This window comes from Paraburkholderia sp. (genome assembly GCF_034668105.1).
In the GTDB taxonomy this organism is placed as follows: Bacteria; Pseudomonadota; Gammaproteobacteria; order Burkholderiales; family Burkholderiaceae; genus Paraburkholderia.
The window spans coordinates 1-17095 of the sequence record NZ_JAXDPY010000326.1; the positions used below are offsets into that span (position 1 = coordinate 1).

Annotated in this window: 18 protein-coding genes; 10 read left to right on the top strand and 8 right to left on the bottom strand. The window is 62.9% G+C overall.

Annotated elements, in window-relative coordinates; translation table 11 throughout:
* The 3 genes from QOC89_RS14920 to QOC89_RS14930 all read left to right on the top strand — a co-directional run.
* Positions 1-225, top strand: a 225-nt coding sequence (locus QOC89_RS14920; protein WP_323045710.1) for a hypothetical protein, incomplete at its 5' end; no start/stop codon positions are given.
* On the top strand, positions 188-685 hold the full coding sequence (locus QOC89_RS14925; protein WP_323045711.1) for a hypothetical protein: 498 nt from the start codon (positions 188-190) through the stop codon (positions 683-685). The genes QOC89_RS14920 and QOC89_RS14925, both read left to right, overlap by 38 nt.
* Positions 682-1302 carry a hypothetical protein gene (locus QOC89_RS14930; RefSeq protein WP_323045712.1) on the top strand — a complete coding sequence of 207 codons (621 nt, stop codon included), beginning with the start codon at positions 682-684 and terminating at the stop codon, positions 1300-1302. The genes QOC89_RS14925 and QOC89_RS14930 overlap by 4 nt, the downstream gene beginning before the upstream one ends.
* A 205-nt stretch (positions 1303-1507) precedes the next feature.
* Here QOC89_RS14930 and QOC89_RS14935 read toward each other — a convergent pair whose 3' ends face one another.
* The gene (locus QOC89_RS14935) at positions 1508-2854 is read right to left on the bottom strand and encodes an AAA-associated domain-containing protein (RefSeq protein WP_007175810.1); all 1347 of its coding nucleotides are present in this window, start codon (positions 2852-2854) and stop codon (positions 1508-1510) included.
* 95 nt (positions 2855-2949) lie between these two features.
* Positions 2950-4701, bottom strand: a complete 1752-nt coding sequence (locus QOC89_RS14940) for an ABC transporter permease subunit (RefSeq protein WP_323045713.1) — start codon at positions 4699-4701, stop codon at positions 2950-2952.
* Between the two features lie 741 nt (positions 4702-5442).
* Between QOC89_RS14940 and QOC89_RS14945 the strand changes: the two genes are divergently transcribed.
* Both QOC89_RS14945 and QOC89_RS14950 read left to right on the top strand, forming a co-directional pair.
* The gene (locus QOC89_RS14945; protein ID WP_323045714.1) at positions 5443-7134 is read left to right on the top strand and encodes a diguanylate cyclase; all 1692 of its coding nucleotides are present in this window, start codon (positions 5443-5445) and stop codon (positions 7132-7134) included.
* Between the two features lie 148 nt (positions 7135-7282).
* Positions 7283-7549, top strand: a complete 267-nt coding sequence (locus QOC89_RS14950; protein ID WP_323045715.1) for a hypothetical protein — start codon at positions 7283-7285, stop codon at positions 7547-7549.
* Between the two features lie 137 nt (positions 7550-7686).
* Here QOC89_RS14950 and QOC89_RS14955 read toward each other — a convergent pair whose 3' ends face one another.
* Complete coding sequence (locus tag QOC89_RS14955; protein WP_323045716.1) at positions 7687-9003, bottom strand: ATP-binding protein; 1317 nt, start codon at positions 9001-9003, stop codon at positions 7687-7689.
* Positions 8987-9712: a response regulator gene (locus tag QOC89_RS14960; RefSeq protein ID WP_054035058.1), complete on the bottom strand. Its 726-nt coding sequence runs from the start codon at positions 9710-9712 to the stop codon at positions 8987-8989. Before QOC89_RS14960 ends, QOC89_RS14955 begins: the two co-directional genes overlap by 17 nt.
* Before the next feature lie 218 nt (positions 9713-9930).
* On the opposite strand from QOC89_RS14960, the gene QOC89_RS14965 reads away from it, so the two are divergent.
* Complete coding sequence (locus tag QOC89_RS14965) at positions 9931-10458, top strand: periplasmic heavy metal sensor (protein ID WP_323045717.1); 528 nt, start codon at positions 9931-9933, stop codon at positions 10456-10458.
* Here the strand turns inward: QOC89_RS14965 and QOC89_RS14970 are convergent.
* Both QOC89_RS14970 and QOC89_RS14975 read right to left on the bottom strand, forming a co-directional pair.
* Entirely contained in the window at positions 10452-10706 is a 255-nt protein-coding gene (locus QOC89_RS14970) for a hypothetical protein (protein WP_323045718.1), read from the bottom strand. The genes QOC89_RS14965 and QOC89_RS14970 overlap by 7 nt on opposite strands.
* Positions 10681-11391 (bottom strand): pirin family protein, encoded by a 711-nt coding sequence (locus QOC89_RS14975; RefSeq protein ID WP_323045719.1) that lies wholly within the window; start codon positions 11389-11391, stop codon positions 10681-10683. The genes QOC89_RS14970 and QOC89_RS14975 overlap by 26 nt, the downstream gene beginning before the upstream one ends.
* Positions 11392-12254: 863 nt before the next feature.
* On the opposite strand from QOC89_RS14975, the gene QOC89_RS14980 reads away from it, so the two are divergent.
* The 4 genes from QOC89_RS14980 (at position 12255) to QOC89_RS14995 (ending at position 16236) form a co-directional block, all read left to right on the top strand.
* Positions 12255-12944: a histidine ABC transporter permease HisQ gene (locus QOC89_RS14980; RefSeq protein WP_323045720.1), complete on the top strand. Its 690-nt coding sequence runs from the start codon at positions 12255-12257 to the stop codon at positions 12942-12944.
* Entirely contained in the window at positions 12941-13654 is a 714-nt protein-coding gene (locus QOC89_RS14985; protein WP_323045721.1) for an ABC transporter permease, read from the top strand. Before QOC89_RS14980 ends, QOC89_RS14985 begins: the two co-directional genes overlap by 4 nt.
* A gap of 50 nt (positions 13655-13704) precedes the next feature.
* On the top strand, positions 13705-14484 hold the full coding sequence (locus QOC89_RS14990) for an ABC transporter ATP-binding protein (RefSeq protein WP_323045722.1): 780 nt from the start codon (positions 13705-13707) through the stop codon (positions 14482-14484).
* 594 nt (positions 14485-15078) lie between these two features.
* A complete protein-coding gene (locus QOC89_RS14995) occupies positions 15079-16236 on the top strand; it encodes a porin (protein WP_323045723.1) in 1158 nt (385 codons plus the stop codon).
* 43 nt (positions 16237-16279) lie between these two features.
* Here QOC89_RS14995 and QOC89_RS15000 read toward each other — a convergent pair whose 3' ends face one another.
* Together QOC89_RS15000 and glnK are read right to left on the bottom strand one after the other, a co-directional pair.
* Entirely contained in the window at positions 16280-16474 is a 195-nt protein-coding gene (locus QOC89_RS15000) for a hypothetical protein (protein ID WP_323045724.1), read from the bottom strand.
* 17 nt (positions 16475-16491) lie between these two features.
* Positions 16492-16830 (bottom strand): P-II family nitrogen regulator, encoded by a 339-nt coding sequence (gene glnK / locus QOC89_RS15005; RefSeq protein WP_006048444.1) that lies wholly within the window; start codon positions 16828-16830, stop codon positions 16492-16494.
* Positions 16831-17095: the final 265 nt, after the last annotated feature.

Sequence of the window (17095 nt, forward strand, 5' to 3'; positions counted from 1 at the left end):
GGTGAGAAAGACGTGCCTTTCATTCATACACAAGTGTCGCGTGTAAATGAAAGACACTTGCAGGAGCAGAGACAGGGAAATGCAAAAAAGTATGGTGTGGGCCGGATGGGCAAGACCAATAGCCGAAGTATCCGAAGCGCCTGGAGCAGCGAAATGCGCAAGGTCGGCTACAACGGCGCTCGTCGCGTTGGCCGTAGCAATCTCGTCGGCATTGAGCGGCTGTAGCTCGCTCTATTCGGAAGGCGCCACCGCCGGCGCCGGTATCGCGGGCGCCGCGCTTGCGGCCAAAGTTACCAGCAACGCGGCAGTTGCTACCGGCATCGGTCTCGGCGCGGTAGCCGCCGCGCGCGCCGGCGTGCAGTACTCGGAGCGCGTGGTCCATAAGAATACGCAGGACGGTATCGCCAAAATCGCCGGACCGCTCGACGTGGGCGCCATCGCACCGTGGAGCGTGGTCCACTCGGTGCCGATCGAAGACGACGAACACGGCCGCGTCACCGTGAGCCGCACTATCAGCGCCGGCGCGCTCGACTGCAAGGAAATCGTCTTCTCGGTCGATCAGACCGCCACCAGGAATGTGCCGGCGAGCAGCGCGTTCTACGTCGCGTCGATCTGCCGTGACGGCGACAACTGGAAATGGGCGTCGGCCGAACCCGCTACCGAACGCTGGGGCGCGCTGCAATGAAGGCGCTGTCGCTTCCTCGTCCTGGCAACGAATCAGCGCTGTCTGAGCCACGGTTAGCCGACGGCACGCGTGCGGCCGGGATACCGCGCGGCCTTGCGGCGGCGCTTTCCGGTAGCCGGCTGCGGCTCGTGCTGGCCGGTGCACTCTGCGTCGGCGCCAGTCTGCTGACGAGCGGCTGCTCGTCGGTCGGCGCGGCGAGCGGCGCCGCAGCCGGTGTTGCGTCAGGCCTCGTGACCTCCAACCCGGCAATCGGTATCGGCGTCGGTATCGCCGTGCAGGCCGCGACCGACGAAGCCGTCGCCCACTATATGCGCGTCATGCACACCGATCAGCAGAACATGATCGCCGCGTTGGCAGGGGCAATGCCGGTCGGCGAGACGCGGCCGTGGATGGTCAAGCACACGCTGCCGATCGAGAACGGCCACGGCCAGGTGCGCGTGACGCGCGCTTTCAGCTCGGCGCTCGCGCTGTGCAAAGATTTCGTGTTCTCGGTGCAGGACGGCGACGGCCCGAATGCGCATGAAGACTGGTACACGGCGAGCGCGTGCCAGCAGGACAAGGGCTGGAAGTGGGCGTCGGCGGAACCGGCGGTGGAACGCTGGGGTAATTTGCAATAAGAAAAGCGCAATCGCCGGTTGCGGGAGGCGACGGACGAACCAGTGCGCTTCCAACATCTTCGCAATAAAAAAGCGGCCGGGTCTCCCGTGCCGCTCCGATCGCCGACCAACCCCACGCTTTCCAAAGCATGGGGTTTTGTTATTCACGCGAGGCGGATCGCTGTGTTTTGCTTTGCGTGATCAGCTTCAGGCAACCCGACCTGGCTTAAGACTCCACGTCTTCAAGACTGAAAATTTCCGTCTGGTCGTTGTACGAGAAGATCTCGCCATAACGGCCCCAGTTGATCACTGCGTCGAGCGTCTCTTCCGCGGCGCTGTCCGACAGAAAATCCTCCAGCTCCTGCTCGAAGCGCACGCGCGGCGCGCGATGCCCTGGCCGTTCGTTCAACACCTTCTTGATCCGCGCGGCGAGCGGCACGTGGCGCAACAGATGCTCGGCAAACATCATCTTGCGTTCCTGGGTGCCGAATTCCGCGAACACACGCGCCGGCGGCGTGAGGAAAATATCCCCTTCGCGCACGTCGGCGAAACCCAGGTGCTGCAGCACTTCAGCAACCGGGAACAGATCGTCCACCTCCAGATGCAGCGAACGGGCAATTTCCGGCATGTCCGCGCGGCCGTGGTACGGCGCGGCGGCAAGCGTCTCGATCAGACCAGCCATCAGGTTGGTCGACACATGCGGCAGCCAGCTGTGCAGCTCCAGCCCCTTCTTGGTCTTTTCGTCGGTCTGACGCGCGGTCATCTTCGCGTAGATCTCGTCCACCAGACGCCGGAACGCCGGATCCAATCGGTTGCGCGGATGCTTGAACGGCACCTTGATCTCGGCGATCACGCGGCCTGGATTGGACGACAACACCAGAATCCGGTCGCACATGAACACCGCTTCCTCGATGTTGTGCGTGACGATCAGCACCGCCTTGATCGGCATGCGGCCTTGCGTCCACAGGTCGAGCAGGTCGGTACGCAGCGTTTCGGCGGTCAGTACGTCAAGCGCGGAGAACGGCTCGTCCATCAGCAGCAGCGTGGGGTCGACCACCAGCGCGCGCGCAAAGCCGACGCGCTGACGCATGCCGCCCGACAACTCGCGTGGATAGGCGTTTTCGAAACCGTCCAGCCCGATCAGGTCGATGGCCGCGAGCGCGCGCGTACGCCGCTCGCTCGCACCGACGCCTTGCGCTTCCAGACCCGCTTCCACGTTTTGCAGCACCGTCAGCCACGGAAACAGCGCGAAGGTCTGAAACACCATCGCGACGCCCTTGGCCGGCCCGTCGAGCGGCTTGCCCATATAGGTGACTTCGCCGTCGGTCGGCTCGATCAGACCGGCGATGATGCGCAGCAGCGTGGACTTGCCCGAACCCGAACGGCCCAGCAAACCGACAATCTCGCCTTCGCGCAACGATAGATTCGCGTCGTCGAGGACGAGCAACTCGCCCTGCGACTTGTTGAACCCGCGGCACACGTCCTTGACGCGCAGGATCTCCTCGCCGAGGCGCGGCGGCTTCGGCGGTGTCTGGATCGGCGCGGCGGTCATAGCAGCTTTAGGATTTTGCATCGCGTTTAGCCTTCATTTCTCTCAACAAACGCCGGACCGCCCCAACTTTTTACCCCTTCGGGGAGCCCGGCGCGAAGCGACAGGTTCGGGGGCGCTCAATCGAGCCGGAGCTTGGCTTCGGCGTAGGCGTACATCGGACGCCACAGCAGACGGTTGAACAGGGTCACGAACAGCGACATCACAGCAATGCCGACGATGATCTTCGGATAGTCGCCCGCCGCCGTGGATTGCGCGATATAGGCGCCGAGGCCGTGCGCGGCCACCTTCGTGTCGCCCCACTGAACGAATTCCGCGACGATGCTCGCGTTCCACGCGCCGCCCGACGCGGTGATCGCACCCGTCACGTAGTACGGAAAAATGCCCGGCAGCATGGCCTGGCGCCACCACTGCCAGCCGCGGATATGGAAGTTCTTGGCGGCTTCGCGGTAGTCGTTCGGATACGAGCTCGCGCCGGCAATCACGTTGAACAGGATATACCACTGCGTGCCGAGCACGATCAGCGGCGACAGCCAGATGTCCGGGTTCAGATGGAAGCGCACGATCGCGATCACGAATACCGGGAACAACAGGTTCGCCGGGAATGCGGCGAGAAATTGCGCGATCGGCTGGATCTTCTCCGCGAGCGCCGGCCGCAAGCCGACCAGTACGCCGATGGGCACCCAGACCACGGAAGCGATCGCGATCAGCACCACCACCCGCAGCAGCGTGATGAGCCCGAGCACGAAAACATGCCAGACCTCGTCGAGCGAGACGCCGGTGCGCACATACATGAACACACGGGACACCACGTACACGGTGACGATCAGCACCAGCGCCGCCCACAGAATGTCGCCGACGCGCGAACTCTTCTGGCTCTGCGGAATGTGGAAGCGCGGCCCCTGGAACGCCGGCAGGCGAAACGGCACGCGCGCGGCCTTCGCGAACATCCAGCCGAGCGGCACCAGCAGACGGTGAATCAGCCGGGTGCGGCGAATCAGGTCGAGCAGCCACGATTCCGGCGCGTCGCCCGAACTGGTGTTTTCCATGCGGAATTTGTCGGCCCATGCAACGAGCGGGCGGAACAGAAACTGGTCGTAGGCGAGAATCACGACGGTCATGGCGAGGATCACCCAGCCGATCGCATGCAGATTCTTGTCGGAGATCGCCTGCGCGAGATAAGCGCCAATCCCCGGCAGGATGATCGTCCGGTTGCCGACCGTGATGGCCTCAGACGCAACCACGAAGAACCAGCCGCCCGACATCGACATCATCATGTTCCAGATGAGTCCCGGCATCGAGAACGGCACTTCGAGCTTCCAGAAGCGCTGCCATGAAGTCAGATGAAAGCCGCGCGAGACTTCGTCCAGATCGCGCGGCACCGTGCGCAGCGACTGGTAGAAGCTGAACGTCATGTTCCACGCCTGGCTCGTGAAGATCGCGAAAATCGCCGCCAGCTCGGCGCCGAGCACACGGCCCGGGAACAGCGCGAGGAAGAACGTGACCGTAAACGAAATGTAGCCGAGCACCGGCACCGACTGCAGGATGTCGAGAATCGGCACCAGCACGAGGCCGGCGCGGCGGCTCTTGGCCGCCAGCGTGCCGTACACGAGCGTGAAGGTCAGCGAGGCGACCATGGCCGCCAGCATGCGCAGCGTGGTGCGCATGGCGTACTCGGGCAGATTCGCCGGGTCGAGCGAAATCGCCTGGGCCTTGAGCGTCGACATCGGCGCCAGGGTCTCGTGAAAGCCGATCGCGGCCATCGCGATGATGCAGATGATCAACGGGAAGGCGACGAAATCCCATCGATTAGGCAGCACCCGCCATGCCGACGCATTGGCGGTGCGCTTCAGATTGAAGCTGAAATCCATCAGACGCTCTCCCCTTTGATACGGGTCATACAGGCATTCAAACGCACGAAGGGGGCTGCGGCTTCGGCGCGGCGGTCTGAAGATCGGTCCGGAAAGCGGAAATCAGGCATGGCAAAACGCGTGGGCGCGGTAAATCGTTAGCGTTGGAGACATGTGAACCGGTGACGGACATGTCCGTGGGCGAGCCGCCCGGGACCGCAGACCGTCAAGCCGGACTCCTGTCGCCGCAGGCGCCGCCCGAAGGCTGGCGAGCTTTCCTTTGTTTTGGACGGCACGACACTACACCATCCTATGTTTCAGGCACAACCTTTCGCGGTAAATAGCGGCAACTCGCTGCGAAGACCCCGGCAACGGCCGCCGGCCGGTGTCGACGCGCACGGCAGCGAAGCAACGACTGTCTCGTGGCCGCCACGTCCCCACCGCTGCGATAGCGGCCAGCGCCCCGTTTCAAACACCGCAAAATCCGCGCGGCCATTCAGAAAACTGATGCACTGCCGTTAAGAACCTGATGGGCGACACGGACACACTTCGCATTCCCGCAATAACGGTGGCGTTGGGCTCCGTGACGGTTAAAATCGAGAGACGGCACGCCGCTTGCCACTATGCCGGGCCACAGCGAGGCTCACACCAGAGCTCACACCGGGGGCGTGTTGCCAGCCGCTTGCACCGAAGCGAAATAGCGCCAGCGCGCTGCCACAAATGAGCTAGTTGCATGTCACAGCCAGACGGATCAGAGGGTCGATGAACAGAACAACCTTGCGCCAGGCAACCGGACCGATCAGCTTCGTCCTGATCGTGCTCGTTTGCTGGTTCGTGGCCGGCATGGTCGCGGACCGGATGGTACAGCAAGAGCTGGACGCGGCCCTGCGCGCACAGCGCCAAATGTCCACGTCGATCGTCGATAACATGGCCGAGGTGATCGCCAGCGACCTCGCGATGTCTCGCGCCATCCCCGCAACCATGGCCGAAATGGACGTGATCCAGCGCGCGCTCGTGCAATCCCAGAATTATGCCGCGAACAGCGAGGTGGCGGAACCCGCCCTGCGCACCACGTTGTTAAAAGACCCGCGGATGATCGCCGTGAGCAACTTCCTGCACGACGCACAAGGCTTCTCCGGGCTCGATCAGATCTGGCTCGTGAACGCCAACGGCATCTGCGTTGCATCGAGCAACGCCATCAACAATCCGCTGGCCCGGGAAAGCTCCTTTGTCGGCATCGACATGCGGGTGCGCGGCTACCTGACGAACGCCTTGCTCGGCGCGTTTTCGGAAGCCTATGGCGTGGGCCGCAACAGCGGCGAGCCGGGCATCTTCATCGCCGCGCCGGTGTATGCCGACGGCCTGCTGGTCGGGGTCGTGGTGGCCAAGGTGGGCATCGCGCGGTTGCGCCACTGGGTCGCGCATGCCGGCACTTTCGTCGCCGACGACAACGGCGTCATCATCATGGCGCACAACAGCGAACTCGAAGGCCGCGCGCTGCCCAACTCGCGCGTCACGCAGATGAGCGCCGCCGAGCGCATGACCATCTATCGCCGCGAAACCCTCCCCGATGTACAGATCCAGGTCGATACGCAGGTGCGCGAGCAGGCGCCCTGGGTGCCTACCGCGATTGCGGGACAGCTGTTCGGCATGGGCGCGCAGCCGGCGCCGGCGCTGTATCAGGCACGCGGCGGCTTGAACTCGGGATTGTCGGCGCATCTGGTCGATCCGCTCGCGGCCTGGCCCGAGCTGTTGCGCAATCACAAGCGCGATCATCTGCTGGTGTTTCTGACACTGGCCGGCACCGTCGCGCTGGCGTGGGTCATTACCGTGTCGTATGTGCGCGAGCGGTGTCACCACCGCGCCACCCGTGATCTTGCCGAGCAATTGCAATCGGCCAACACACTGCTCTCGGCCGAGGCGCGCCACGATGCGCTGACTGGCGCACTGTCGCGGCGCTACTTCCTCGACCTGCTGCGCCACGAGATCGAACGCGCGCATGCGGGCAACGAGCCGCTGTGCATGGCAATCGCCGACCTCGACCACTTCAAGCAGATCAACGACCGCTTCGGCCATGCCGCGGGCGATCGCGCGCTCGAACATTTCGTCGACACTTGCCGGGCCGAGTTGCGCGGCGCCGATGCGATCGGCCGGTTGGGCGGTGAAGAGTTCGGCTTGTTGCTGCCGGCCACGGATCTGGCGGGCGGCCGCGAAGTCGTCGAGCGCTTGCGCATGCGCCTGAAGGCGATGCCTTCGCCGAAGTTGCCGGCCTCGGTGGGTTTGAGCGTGAGCATCGGCATCACCGAGCTCTCGGCCGACGATCTGCCCGAGCGCCTCATGAGCCGCGCCGACACGGCGCTCTACGCCGCGAAGACCGGCGGCCGCGACCGCACCGAAGCCCTGCCGCCTGACGACACCGCGCCGCCCGCGCGCACGGTGGCGAGCGTCTGGTGATGTCGGTGCTGCGGATAAGTGCGGTAGCTGATGCAAAGCCGCGGTAGCTGATGTAAAGCAAGTCCTTGGCTTCAGGCGTCCCGTTACGAAGCAGGTATGATCAACCTTGGTATTGAGGTTGCCGCTACCGCTCTAACGGGAGATTCGCATGAAGGGAAATTTGGTCATCGTCTGTCGCGATCAGGATGCTCACGCATTCGACCACCTGCTGGCCGAATATGGCGCGTTTCAGACGCGTTTGTCGTCGACCGCGTGGTATCTGAAACTGGCTGTCGCGCCGGAATTGATACAGGAAGAGATACTCGCGCGTCTTGGCAAATACACCACGCACTACATTTTCGAAGCCGAAACGGTCACGTGGAATACGGTGGATAGCGACGCGGCGAATGCGCTAAACACGCTGTTTTCAGACTAGGGCAACGGCTGCCGGACAACGCTCCCAGACCACGCGTTTGACGCGGCATTCCAGACATCTCTCCGGACATCGCGCTCTGGAATAGACACAGCGGGGCAAGCGCCTGCCGCCCAGCCCGCTCACCCTGATCCGACGCCTTACCAGACGCTTTCCGAAGCCGCCATGACACGCGGCACCGCTTCGAACGGGAAGCTCATCAAGACCCGCAAGCCACGGCCGCCGTGGTTGCCGATCTCCCACTCGCCGCCCGCACGCCGTACCAGACGCTCGACGATCGCAAGCCCGAGCCCGCTATGACCATTGCCGCCGCGTGCCGGGTCGAGCCGCACGAACGGCCGACTCGCATTGATCAGGTCCTGCGCGGCGATACCGTTGCCGTTATCGCTCACCGACAGCGTATAACCCTGCGCCGTGCGCGCCGTGGCGACGACGATCGGCGGCGCGCCGTAGGCGTGCGCGTTGTCCAACAGGTTCGACAGGATCCGGTCGAGCGTGGCCGCGGGCAGCAGGAAACCGGGCCCCGCGTCGAGCTCGGTCCGCACCGTGGGCGCACCCGCCGCCACCGCGCGATAGCTGCGCACCACGCGCTCGCATTGCCCGTCTACCTCGACCGCCTCGCTGCGATCGGCGCCGTCGTGTGCGAACACCAGAAACTGTTCGACGATATGCGTCATTGAATCGACGTCGCGCACGACGCCGTCACGCATCTTCACTTCTTCCATCATTTCGGCGCGCAAGCGCAAGCGTGCCAGCGGCGTTTTCAGATCGTGCGCGACGCCGGCCAGCATCACTGCCCGGTCGTTTTCAGTACGCGCCACTTCCTGAACCATCTGGTTGAAGCCATGCGTCAACTGCCGCAACTCGCGCGGCCCGCGCTCGGGCACCGGCGGCACCGGCAGGCCGCGACCGAAGCGCGCCACCGCCTGGGCGAGCGAGCGCAACGGCTGCTGCAGCGCCCACGCGGCAAACAGCGCCGCCATCACCGCGAACGCGAAAATGATCGCGAGCCACAGCACAGTGCGGTCGAGCGAACGCGGCGGGCGCAATGGCTGCAGCGGCACCACGATCCAGCTGCGATCCGTGGTGGCGCGCACCCACAGCGTGGGGGGACGGTCCGGCGGCCCAACCCGCACCTGAGTGCCGGAAGGCATCCGATCGTGCACGTCCTCGACGAAACGTTCGAGCGGCGCAGGCAGCTCGGCGTTTTCCGGCGCCACGTCGGGGCTTGCCGGATCGACCAGCCTGACGCGCGACGGCAAGGGCTGGTCCGGCGTACGGGCGACGTGCTGGCGCACCGCGTCGACGAGGAAGATGGCTTCCTCGACTGCGTAGCGCGTTTGCAGCTGGCTGCGCTCGAGCCGCATGAGCGCGTACCACGCGAAATGGGACAGCAGCAGCACCGCAATGACTAGCAGCGCCAGCCGCCCGAACAGCGAATCAATGGGCCGGCGCATGCTGTTCGCCATCCGGCACGAACACGTAGCCGCGTCCGCGCACGGTTTGAATGAAGCGCGGCGTGGACGGGTCGGTTTCAAGAATACGACGCAGGCGCCACACCTGAACGTCGATGCCGCGGTCGGTGCCGTCGTACTCCGGGCCATGCAGCAATTCGAGCAGACGCTCACGGGTGAGCGTGCGCATGGGGTGATTGACGAAAATCTTCAGGAGCGCGAATTCACTGCCCGACAACGTGAGCGGCTTGTCTTCCAGATGCAGCGTGCGCGACTGGAAATCCAGCGTGAAGCGGCCAAAGTTGAACGGCTCGCGTTGCTCCGGCGCCGCCGCCGACGGCAGCGTGCGGCGCCGCCGCAGCACCGCCTGCACGCGCGCCAAGAGCTCGCGCGGATTGAACGGCTTGCCGAGATAGTCGTCCGCGCCGAGTTCGAGCCCGACGATACGGTCGACGTCGTCAGCCCGCGCGGTGAGCATGATCACCGGGATATCGTCGCCCGACGCGCGCAGCTTGCGCAGCGCGGTCAGCCCGTCTACGCCCGGCATCATCAGATCGAGCACGATCAGATCCGGACGCTCGCGTTCGAGCCTGCGTTCGAGTGTACCCGCGTCGTGCAGCACCGAGACTTCGATGCCCTGACGGGCCAGATAGTCGCGCAGCAGATCGCGCAATTCGACGTCGTCGTCGACAACAAGTATTTGAGTAGCCATGGATGAAGTTTAACGCGCAGCAAGAAGGGTTTTCGATTTCAGACGGCCAGCTGGGTTACCGGGTGTTACGGTGAAAGGCGTACGTAATGACCCGTAATAGCCGCATCAAACCACGTAACACAGCGCCGGACGCACTTGTCTACGCTGTGTCTTACCGAATGCAGGCCGTCCTCTAGCACCGGTTGCATCGTCGGCTATTCCATTACAGGGAGTCTTACATGTCCACCAAAAAAATGTCGCGCGTTCTCGCCGTTGCCGCCACTGCCCTCGCGATCGGCGCGGGCGCTGCCTATGCCGCACAGCCCGCCGCCCATGGCGGCCCCGGCGGCTGGCATGGCCACTTCATGAAGGAACTGACGCAACTGCATGACCAGTTGAAACTGAACGCGGATCAGGAAAAGCAATGGCAAGCCGCGCTCGACACCATGAAGCAGAACCACGAGGCGATGCGCGCCAACCATAAACAGATCAAGGACCAGTTCAAGGCCGCGCAGCAGCAGCCGATTCTGGACCTGAACGCCATGGCGGCCGCCCATCAGCAAGTGGAGCAGAAAGACGCCCAGCTGCGTCAGCAAACCTCGGATGCGTGGCTCAAGTTCTATAACGGTCTGAACGACCAGCAGAAGACCACCGTCAGCACGGCGCTGAAGCAGCGTTTTGCGAAGATGGAAGCGCGTCACGAGAAGATGCGCGATCGCTGGGAACATCACAAGGGCGCGGCGTCGGCGCCGGCCGCAAATCAGTAAGCGGTATCACGCGGGCGGAAGGCGGCTTGTGCGGCCGTCGTCCGGATGCAGAAACGCCACGGAAATTGTCCGTGGCGTTTTTTTGCGTGCTTTCCGCTTTTCAATTCGAACAGCTCGTTGTATTCGCAGCGGGCTGCGGGCTGCGGGCTGCGGGCAATGAGAAACCACCAGCCGTCAGCCACTGACCGGTGAACGGCCAGCCCGCGCGTGCCGTTCAGGCGCTTACCCGTTGAGCTGACCCAGGTCAAACAGCAGCACTTCAGCGTTCTCGCCCTTCTCGAGTGTCACCGTATCGGTCTCGCTGAGCTTGGCAGCGTCTCCGGCCCGGAGCGCTTCGCCGTTTACAGTCAGCGCGCCTCGCGCCACATGCACATAGGCGAGCCGTCCTTTCGGCAACGTGAACGCAGCCTGTTCCGCGCCGTCGATCAGGGCCGCGTAGATCGAGGCATCCGCATGAATCGTCACCGAGCCGTCCCGGCCGTCCGGCGAGGCGACCACCCGTAGACGCCCGCGCTTATCGGCATCGTCGAAGCGTTTTTCCTCGTAGCCGGGCTGGTCGCCCGCCCGTTGCGGGATCACCCAGATCTGCAACAGGTGCGCCGGCTCGTCCTGCGATGCATTGAACTCGCTGTGCTGTACGCCCGTGCCGGCGCTCATGCGCTGCACGTCGCCGGGACGGATGGTCGAACCGTTGCCCATGCTGTCGCGGTGCGCGAGCGCGCCTTCGAGCACATACGTGACGATTTCCATGTCGCGGTGGCCGTGCGTGCCGAAGCCCTGGCCGCCGGCGATGCGGTCTTCGTTGATCACCCGCAGCGGCCCGAAATGCACGTGTTGGGGGTCGCGATAGTCGGCAAACGAAAAGCTGTGATACGAGTCGAGCCAGCCGTGGTTGGCGTGACCACGTTCGTTGGAACGGCGAATCTCGATCATGGGAATCTCCCGGTCAGTAAATAGCGATGCCCAGAATGTATGGGCGCGCAGTGCACTAAACAATCGGCAGGGGCGCACCGGATCGTTTCATAAATCCGGGCAATCGTGCGCCGGCGGCACAAGGCACTGTCCGGCCGCTACTGGCAACCCTCCGCGTCAAGCCAGCTGGCAGATTCAGCTCACGCCAGGCAGTGGCCGACCCGGCTGCTGGCGGCCCTCCTCACATGCCGGACGACAGTCTGTCGCCGATTCACGCGAAACAGCGCACGCAAGAACAGCCCGGCCGCGGTCCGACAGCGTCGCGCAGGCACAACGCATGCGCCGGCCCAACGGCGGCCGTCGGCTTCCCGCACTGGCGCCGGGTCTCTGTTCGGGTAAAATACCGCCCTTTTCAAGACACGTCGCCGTGCAAGGCACGCCGGCGCGGCCGGCAGCCGGAGCCGCGACGGAACGGCTACGGGCTTCCGTCCCTCGCCAAACTCGCTTGAGACGTCGGAAAGACATCAGGCAGAGCCCAGCCAGGAGCGAAGCGAAAAAGCAGGCGCACCCAGGCGGAACCATACGCGGCGCGACAATTTTGACCGCCTAGAATAGCGACGGCCGGCCAGCAGCCGGCCGTCGTCGAGATCGGCGCGCCATGACGGTAATAGATTTCGAAGCAGGATCAAAAGCAGTTCCAACCCGATTCAAAACCAGAGTCGAAAAGCGCGCTGCAAGGCCGGCAACGGCCATGCAGTCATGATTGCACGGCGGTGCGCTGCGCGCCGCAGGAAAAACAGCGAGCCCCAAGCTCGCGGCACACGCGGCGCAGCGCTGGCCGCGTCTTTTGCGGTGCGTCACAAACGCATCGTCAAGGACCCCCTATGTTCCTTCAAGGCTACGGCCCGCTGCTTCTCAACGGCACCTGGCAAACCGTCAAACTGGCCGTGTTGTCGCTGGTGTTCGCTTTCGTGCTGGGCCTGCTCGGCGCGGCGGCGAAACTGTCGAAGAACCGTCTCTCATACGGCGTCGGCACCGTCTACACGACGCTCGTGCGCGGCGTGCCCGACCTGGTGCTGATGCTGCTGCTGTTCTACAGCATCCAGATCTGGCTGAATAACCTGACCGACCTGCTAGGCTGGGATCAGATCGACATCGACCCTTTCGTGGCGGGCGTGGCGGTGCTGGGCTTCATTTATGGCGCCTATTTCACCGAGACCTTCCGCGGTGCGTTTCTCGCCGTGCCGCGTGGCCAGCTCGAAGCGGGCGCGGCCTACGGCATGACCGACTGGCAGGTGTTCTCGCGAATCATGTTCCCGCAGATGATGCGCTTCGCGCTGCCCGGCATCGGCAATAACTGGCAGGTGATGGTGAAAGCCACGGCGCTGGTGTCGATCATCGGTCTCGCCGATGTCGTCAAGGCTTCGCAGGATGCGGGCAAGGGCACGTTGCGGTTCTTCTTCTTCACCCTGTTCGCAGGGGCGATCTATCTCGTCATCACCACAATCTCCAACTTCGTGCTGATGTACCTCGAAAAGCGTTACTCGACCGGCGTGCGAAAGGCGGATCTATGATCGAGATCATTCAGGAATACTGGCGCAACTATCTTTATACCGACGGCTACCGCCTCACCGGCGTGGTGATTACGCTGTGGCTGCTGGTGGTGTCGATCGGGCTCGGCTTCTGCCTGTCGATTCCGCTCGCGGTGGCCCGCGTGTCGAAGAAGAAGTGGCTCTCCAGTCTGGTGTGGCTGTATACGTATGTGTTCCGCGGCACGCCGCTCTACGTGCAACTGCTGCTCTGCTACACCGGCTTGTACAGTCTGGAGATCATCCGCAATCACGAGCTGACCAACGCGTTCTTCCGCGACGGCATGCATTGCACGTTGCTCGCGTTCACGCTCAACACCTGCGCCTACACCACCGAAATTTTCGCCGGCGCGATCAAGGCCACGCCGTATGGTGAGATCGAAGCGGCGCGCGCCTATGGCATGTCGTCGTTCACGCTGTACCGCCGGGTGATCCTGCCGTCGGCACTGCGCCGCGCGTTGCCGTACTACAGCAACGAAGTGATCCTGATGCTGCACGCCACCACCGTTGCGTTCACCGCGACCGTGCCGGACATCCTCAAGATCGCCCGCGACGTGAACTCCGCCACGTACCAGTCGTTCAATGCATTCGGCCTCGCCGCCGTGCTCTATCTGTTGATTTCGTTTGCGCTCGTGTGGCTGTTCCGCCGCGCCGAGCGTCGCTGGCTCGCTTACCTGCGGCCGCAAGGCAAGTAACCACGGGCATCGCCTCAAGCCCCAGGCAAGTGAGCCCGCCAAGGATCCTGATGAACACCAAGAAGCAAAAGCTCTTCGTCGACGAGCTGCATAAACAGTACGGCGACAATGAAGTCCTCAAGGGCGTGTCGCTGAAGGCAAACGCCGGCGACGTAATCAGCGTGATCGGCTCGTCCGGTTCGGGCAAGAGCACGATGCTTCGCTGCATCAACTTTCTCGAGCAGCCGAACTCGGGGCGGATCTTTGTCGACGGCGAAGAGGTCCGCACGCAGATTGCCAAGAACAAAGGCCTGCGCGTATCCGATCCGAAGCAGTTGCAGCGCGTGCGCACCAAGCTGTCGATGGTGTTCCAGCACTTCAACCTGTGGTCGCACATGAACGTGCTCGAGAACATCATCGAGGCGCCGGTCAATGTGCTGGGTCTGAAGCGCAAGGAAGCCGAAGAACGCGCGCGCGAGTATCTGGAGAAAGTGGGTCTCGCGCCGCGTCTGGAAAAACAGTACCCGTCGCATCTGTCGGGCGGCCAGCAGCAACGCGTGGCGATCGCGCGCGCGCTGGCCATGCATCCGGACGTGATGCTGTTCGACGAACCGACCTCGGCGCTCGATCCCGAGCTGGTCGGCGAAGTCCTGAAGGTGATGCAGACGCTCGCCGAAGAAGGCCGCACGATGATCGTCGTCACTCATGAAATGGCATTCGCGCGCAACGTGTCGAATCACGTGATGTTCCTCCACCAAGGCCGTGTCGAAGAAGAAGGCCATCCGGACGAAGTCTTCGGGAACACGAAGAGCGAACGGCTCAAGCAGTTCCTCTCCGGCAGCCTCAAATAGGACTGCCGTACAACCCGCTATTTGGGCTGTAGTCAAAGTAGTATTACAAGGCGCTTACGAGCGCCTTTTTTTACTTCGCTCACCTGCACATTCCGGCCATTCTGGCCTCGAAAATCGGCCCAAACCTCCTCCAGGCCGCCCTTCTCCCGCCTTACTCTGCCGCATTTGAAGCGTCAATAGTGGCAATCCTTAAGGTTGTCCGTCCCAATCCGTGATTCCCTTTCCACATAAGGGTCTCCCGCCTTTTTTGAGACCTCACGACGCTTGCCTGCACACATTCGTATTGCAATTTGGAGACACCCGCCGAGGGCGGTACTAATTTCTTCTCCCACTCAAGGGTATTTTTGATAAATTAGTAACCAAAGTAGCAAAACAAAGTTCATTAAAAGTAGTTTCACTTCAAAGCAACAGAGGAGAACCGGTCGGCGAGGGATCGGCATGACGCGAAGAAGTGGCCCACCGAGGCTATCCGTCACGGCAGGAGACCCAATCCACCCGCTAATCTCCCTGGTACCGATTTCTGTTCGGCGCGCTTGCGTCCGAACACCATTCGCAGTACTGGGTTTCACTTTTTGACAGGGTATGGAGGAGAAGATGAAGAAAGCATTGCTCGCCGCTGCGCTGATGACAGCCGGTGTAGTTGCTCACGCCCAAAGCAGCGTGACGCTGTACGGCCGCCTCGACGCTGGCCTGGAATACATGTCGGGCGTTCCGCAAGGCGTCGGTGCAAATGGTCAGGCTACTGGCAGCACGAACCGTTTCAAGGCAGAAAGCGGCGACTGGGGTACCAGCCTGTGGGGTTTGAAGGGCGTTGAGGACATTGGTGGCGGCAACAAGGTCCTGTTCCAGTTGGAAGGCTCCTTCAACACCATGACGGGCGCGGGCCCTGGCGGTGGCGGTCTCTTCAATCGCTGGGCAACGGTAGGCTTGGCGAACGACCAGTACGGTACGTTCACCATGGGCCGCATGCTCTTCATCTCGAATGGCGTGTGGGACTTCGACCCGTTCGGTCAATCGAACTGGTCATCGGCGTCGCTGGTGCGTGGCCGCAACTGGCCGCAATCGAGCAACAACTTCGCCTACCAGTCGCCGAAGATCGCAGGCTTTGACTTCTACGGTCAATACGCGCTGTCGAACGCGACGACCTGGAACGCCAACCCGGCGCCGGGTGGTCAGGGTCGCGAAGCTGGCGCACAGATCACCTACACGAACTCGCTGTTCCAGATTCGCGGTCTGTACGACGAAATCCGCAACCCGGCCAACGGCCTCCTGTACGGTGGGACTGCTGCAACGCCGGCCAATACGGCTAACGTCGCCACCGGCGTGTTCGCGGCATCGCGCGAATACTCGGCTCTCGTGAACGTGTTCCTCGGCCAGTTCAAGATTCAGGGCGCGTACCAGGCGGTCCGTTCGGCAGGTGCGACGGGCGTCCTGCCGGGCCAGCCGACCACCCTCGATCACGAATGGGGCGGCGTGACGTGGCAAGCAACGCCGGCTGCAGCATTGATCGCAGCGGTGTACCACGTCAACGGCAACAATGGCGCGGGCAATGCAACGATCTACACGATTGGCGGTTCGTACAACCTGTCCAAGCGCACGCTGCTGGACATCCAGCTCGCTACGGTACGTAACAGCAAGAACGCCAACTTCGGCCTGAATGCTGACAACGCCGGCACGTCCGCCGCGACGGACAACCCGCTGCCGGGTCACCAGCAGTCGGGCGTGTATGCAGGTATTCAGCACTCGTTCTAAGCGAACGGTGTTCCCCGAGGGGATTTCCCTCGGGGTGTAGTAGTCACGAGTTCTTCAAGAGAATCTTTTTCACGCTGCTGCGAGAGGCGCGTATCGGTGCGATGTCCGAAAGGGTATCGCACCGTTTTTTATTGGCGCGCACGGTTTTGCCACCGTCCCGGCGCACCTGATCGGTGCGCACGATGCGCGACGCCACATACCGGCGCTTCAGTTTCTGTGTTTTATCGTGCGAGGTCAAACCCGCTTACGAACCGCTCAGACCGCCGCTTCGTTCTCTTCGCCCGTGCGAATCCGGATTACACGCTCCACGTCTGCGACGAAAATCTTGCCGTCGCCGATCTTGCCGGTGCGTGCCGCGCCGATGATCGCGTCGATCACCTGATCGCACTGGTTGTCCGCGACCACCACTTCGATTTTCACTTTCGGCAGAAAGTCGACCACGTACTCTGCACCACGATACAGCTCGGTGTGGCCTTTTTGCCGGCCGAAGCCTTTGACTTCGGTCACGGTCAGACCCGTGAGGCCGACTTCAGCGAGCGCCTCGCGCACTTCGTCGAGTTTGAACGGTTTGATGACTGCAGTGATGCGCTTCATGGCGGACCTCGTCTCGTGATTGGAAGTTCGAAAGGTGAATGGATGATTTTTATTCTACGCCGCGCCGGATGCGTTGCGGCGATCCGGCGGTCCGGCGGTCCGGCAATCCGGCGCGCGCTTCAGGTTTGCTTCACGCGTGCCCGTCATAACCGTTCGCTTCTCACTGAACCGGCTCGGTGTAGCGCGACGTAATCGGATAACGCCAGTCGCGGCCGAACGCGCGATGCGTGACACGAATGCCGATCGGCGCCTGACGGCGTTTGTA

Coding starts and splice junctions, on each gene's coding strand:
- QOC89_RS14945 (WP_323045714.1), top strand. CDS start 5,443: ATGAACAGAACAACCTTGCGCCAGGCAACCGGACCGATCAGCTTCGTC.
- QOC89_RS14990 (WP_323045722.1), top strand. CDS start 13,705: ATGAACACCAAGAAGCAAAAGCTCTTCGTCGACGAGCTGCATAAACAG.
- glnK (WP_006048444.1), bottom strand. CDS start 16,830: ATGAAGCGCATCACTGCAGTCATCAAACCGTTCAAACTCGACGAAGTG.
- QOC89_RS14995 (WP_323045723.1), top strand. CDS start 15,079: ATGAAGAAAGCATTGCTCGCCGCTGCGCTGATGACAGCCGGTGTAGTT.
- QOC89_RS14985 (WP_323045721.1), top strand. CDS start 12,941: ATGATCGAGATCATTCAGGAATACTGGCGCAACTATCTTTATACCGAC.
- QOC89_RS14940 (WP_323045713.1), bottom strand. CDS start 4,701: ATGGATTTCAGCTTCAATCTGAAGCGCACCGCCAATGCGTCGGCATGG.
- QOC89_RS14935 (WP_007175810.1), bottom strand. CDS start 2,854: ATGCAAAATCCTAAAGCTGCTATGACCGCCGCGCCGATCCAGACACCG.
- QOC89_RS14955 (WP_323045716.1), bottom strand. CDS start 9,003: ATGCGCCGGCCCATTGATTCGCTGTTCGGGCGGCTGGCGCTGCTAGTC.
- QOC89_RS14950 (WP_323045715.1), top strand. CDS start 7,283: ATGAAGGGAAATTTGGTCATCGTCTGTCGCGATCAGGATGCTCACGCA.
- QOC89_RS14965 (WP_323045717.1), top strand. CDS start 9,931: ATGTCCACCAAAAAAATGTCGCGCGTTCTCGCCGTTGCCGCCACTGCC.
- QOC89_RS14960 (WP_054035058.1), bottom strand. CDS start 9,712: ATGGCTACTCAAATACTTGTTGTCGACGACGACGTCGAATTGCGCGAT.
- QOC89_RS14975 (WP_323045719.1), bottom strand. CDS start 11,391: ATGATCGAGATTCGCCGTTCCAACGAACGTGGTCACGCCAACCACGGC.
- QOC89_RS14980 (WP_323045720.1), top strand. CDS start 12,255: ATGTTCCTTCAAGGCTACGGCCCGCTGCTTCTCAACGGCACCTGGCAA.
- QOC89_RS14930 (WP_323045712.1), top strand. CDS start 682: ATGAAGGCGCTGTCGCTTCCTCGTCCTGGCAACGAATCAGCGCTGTCT.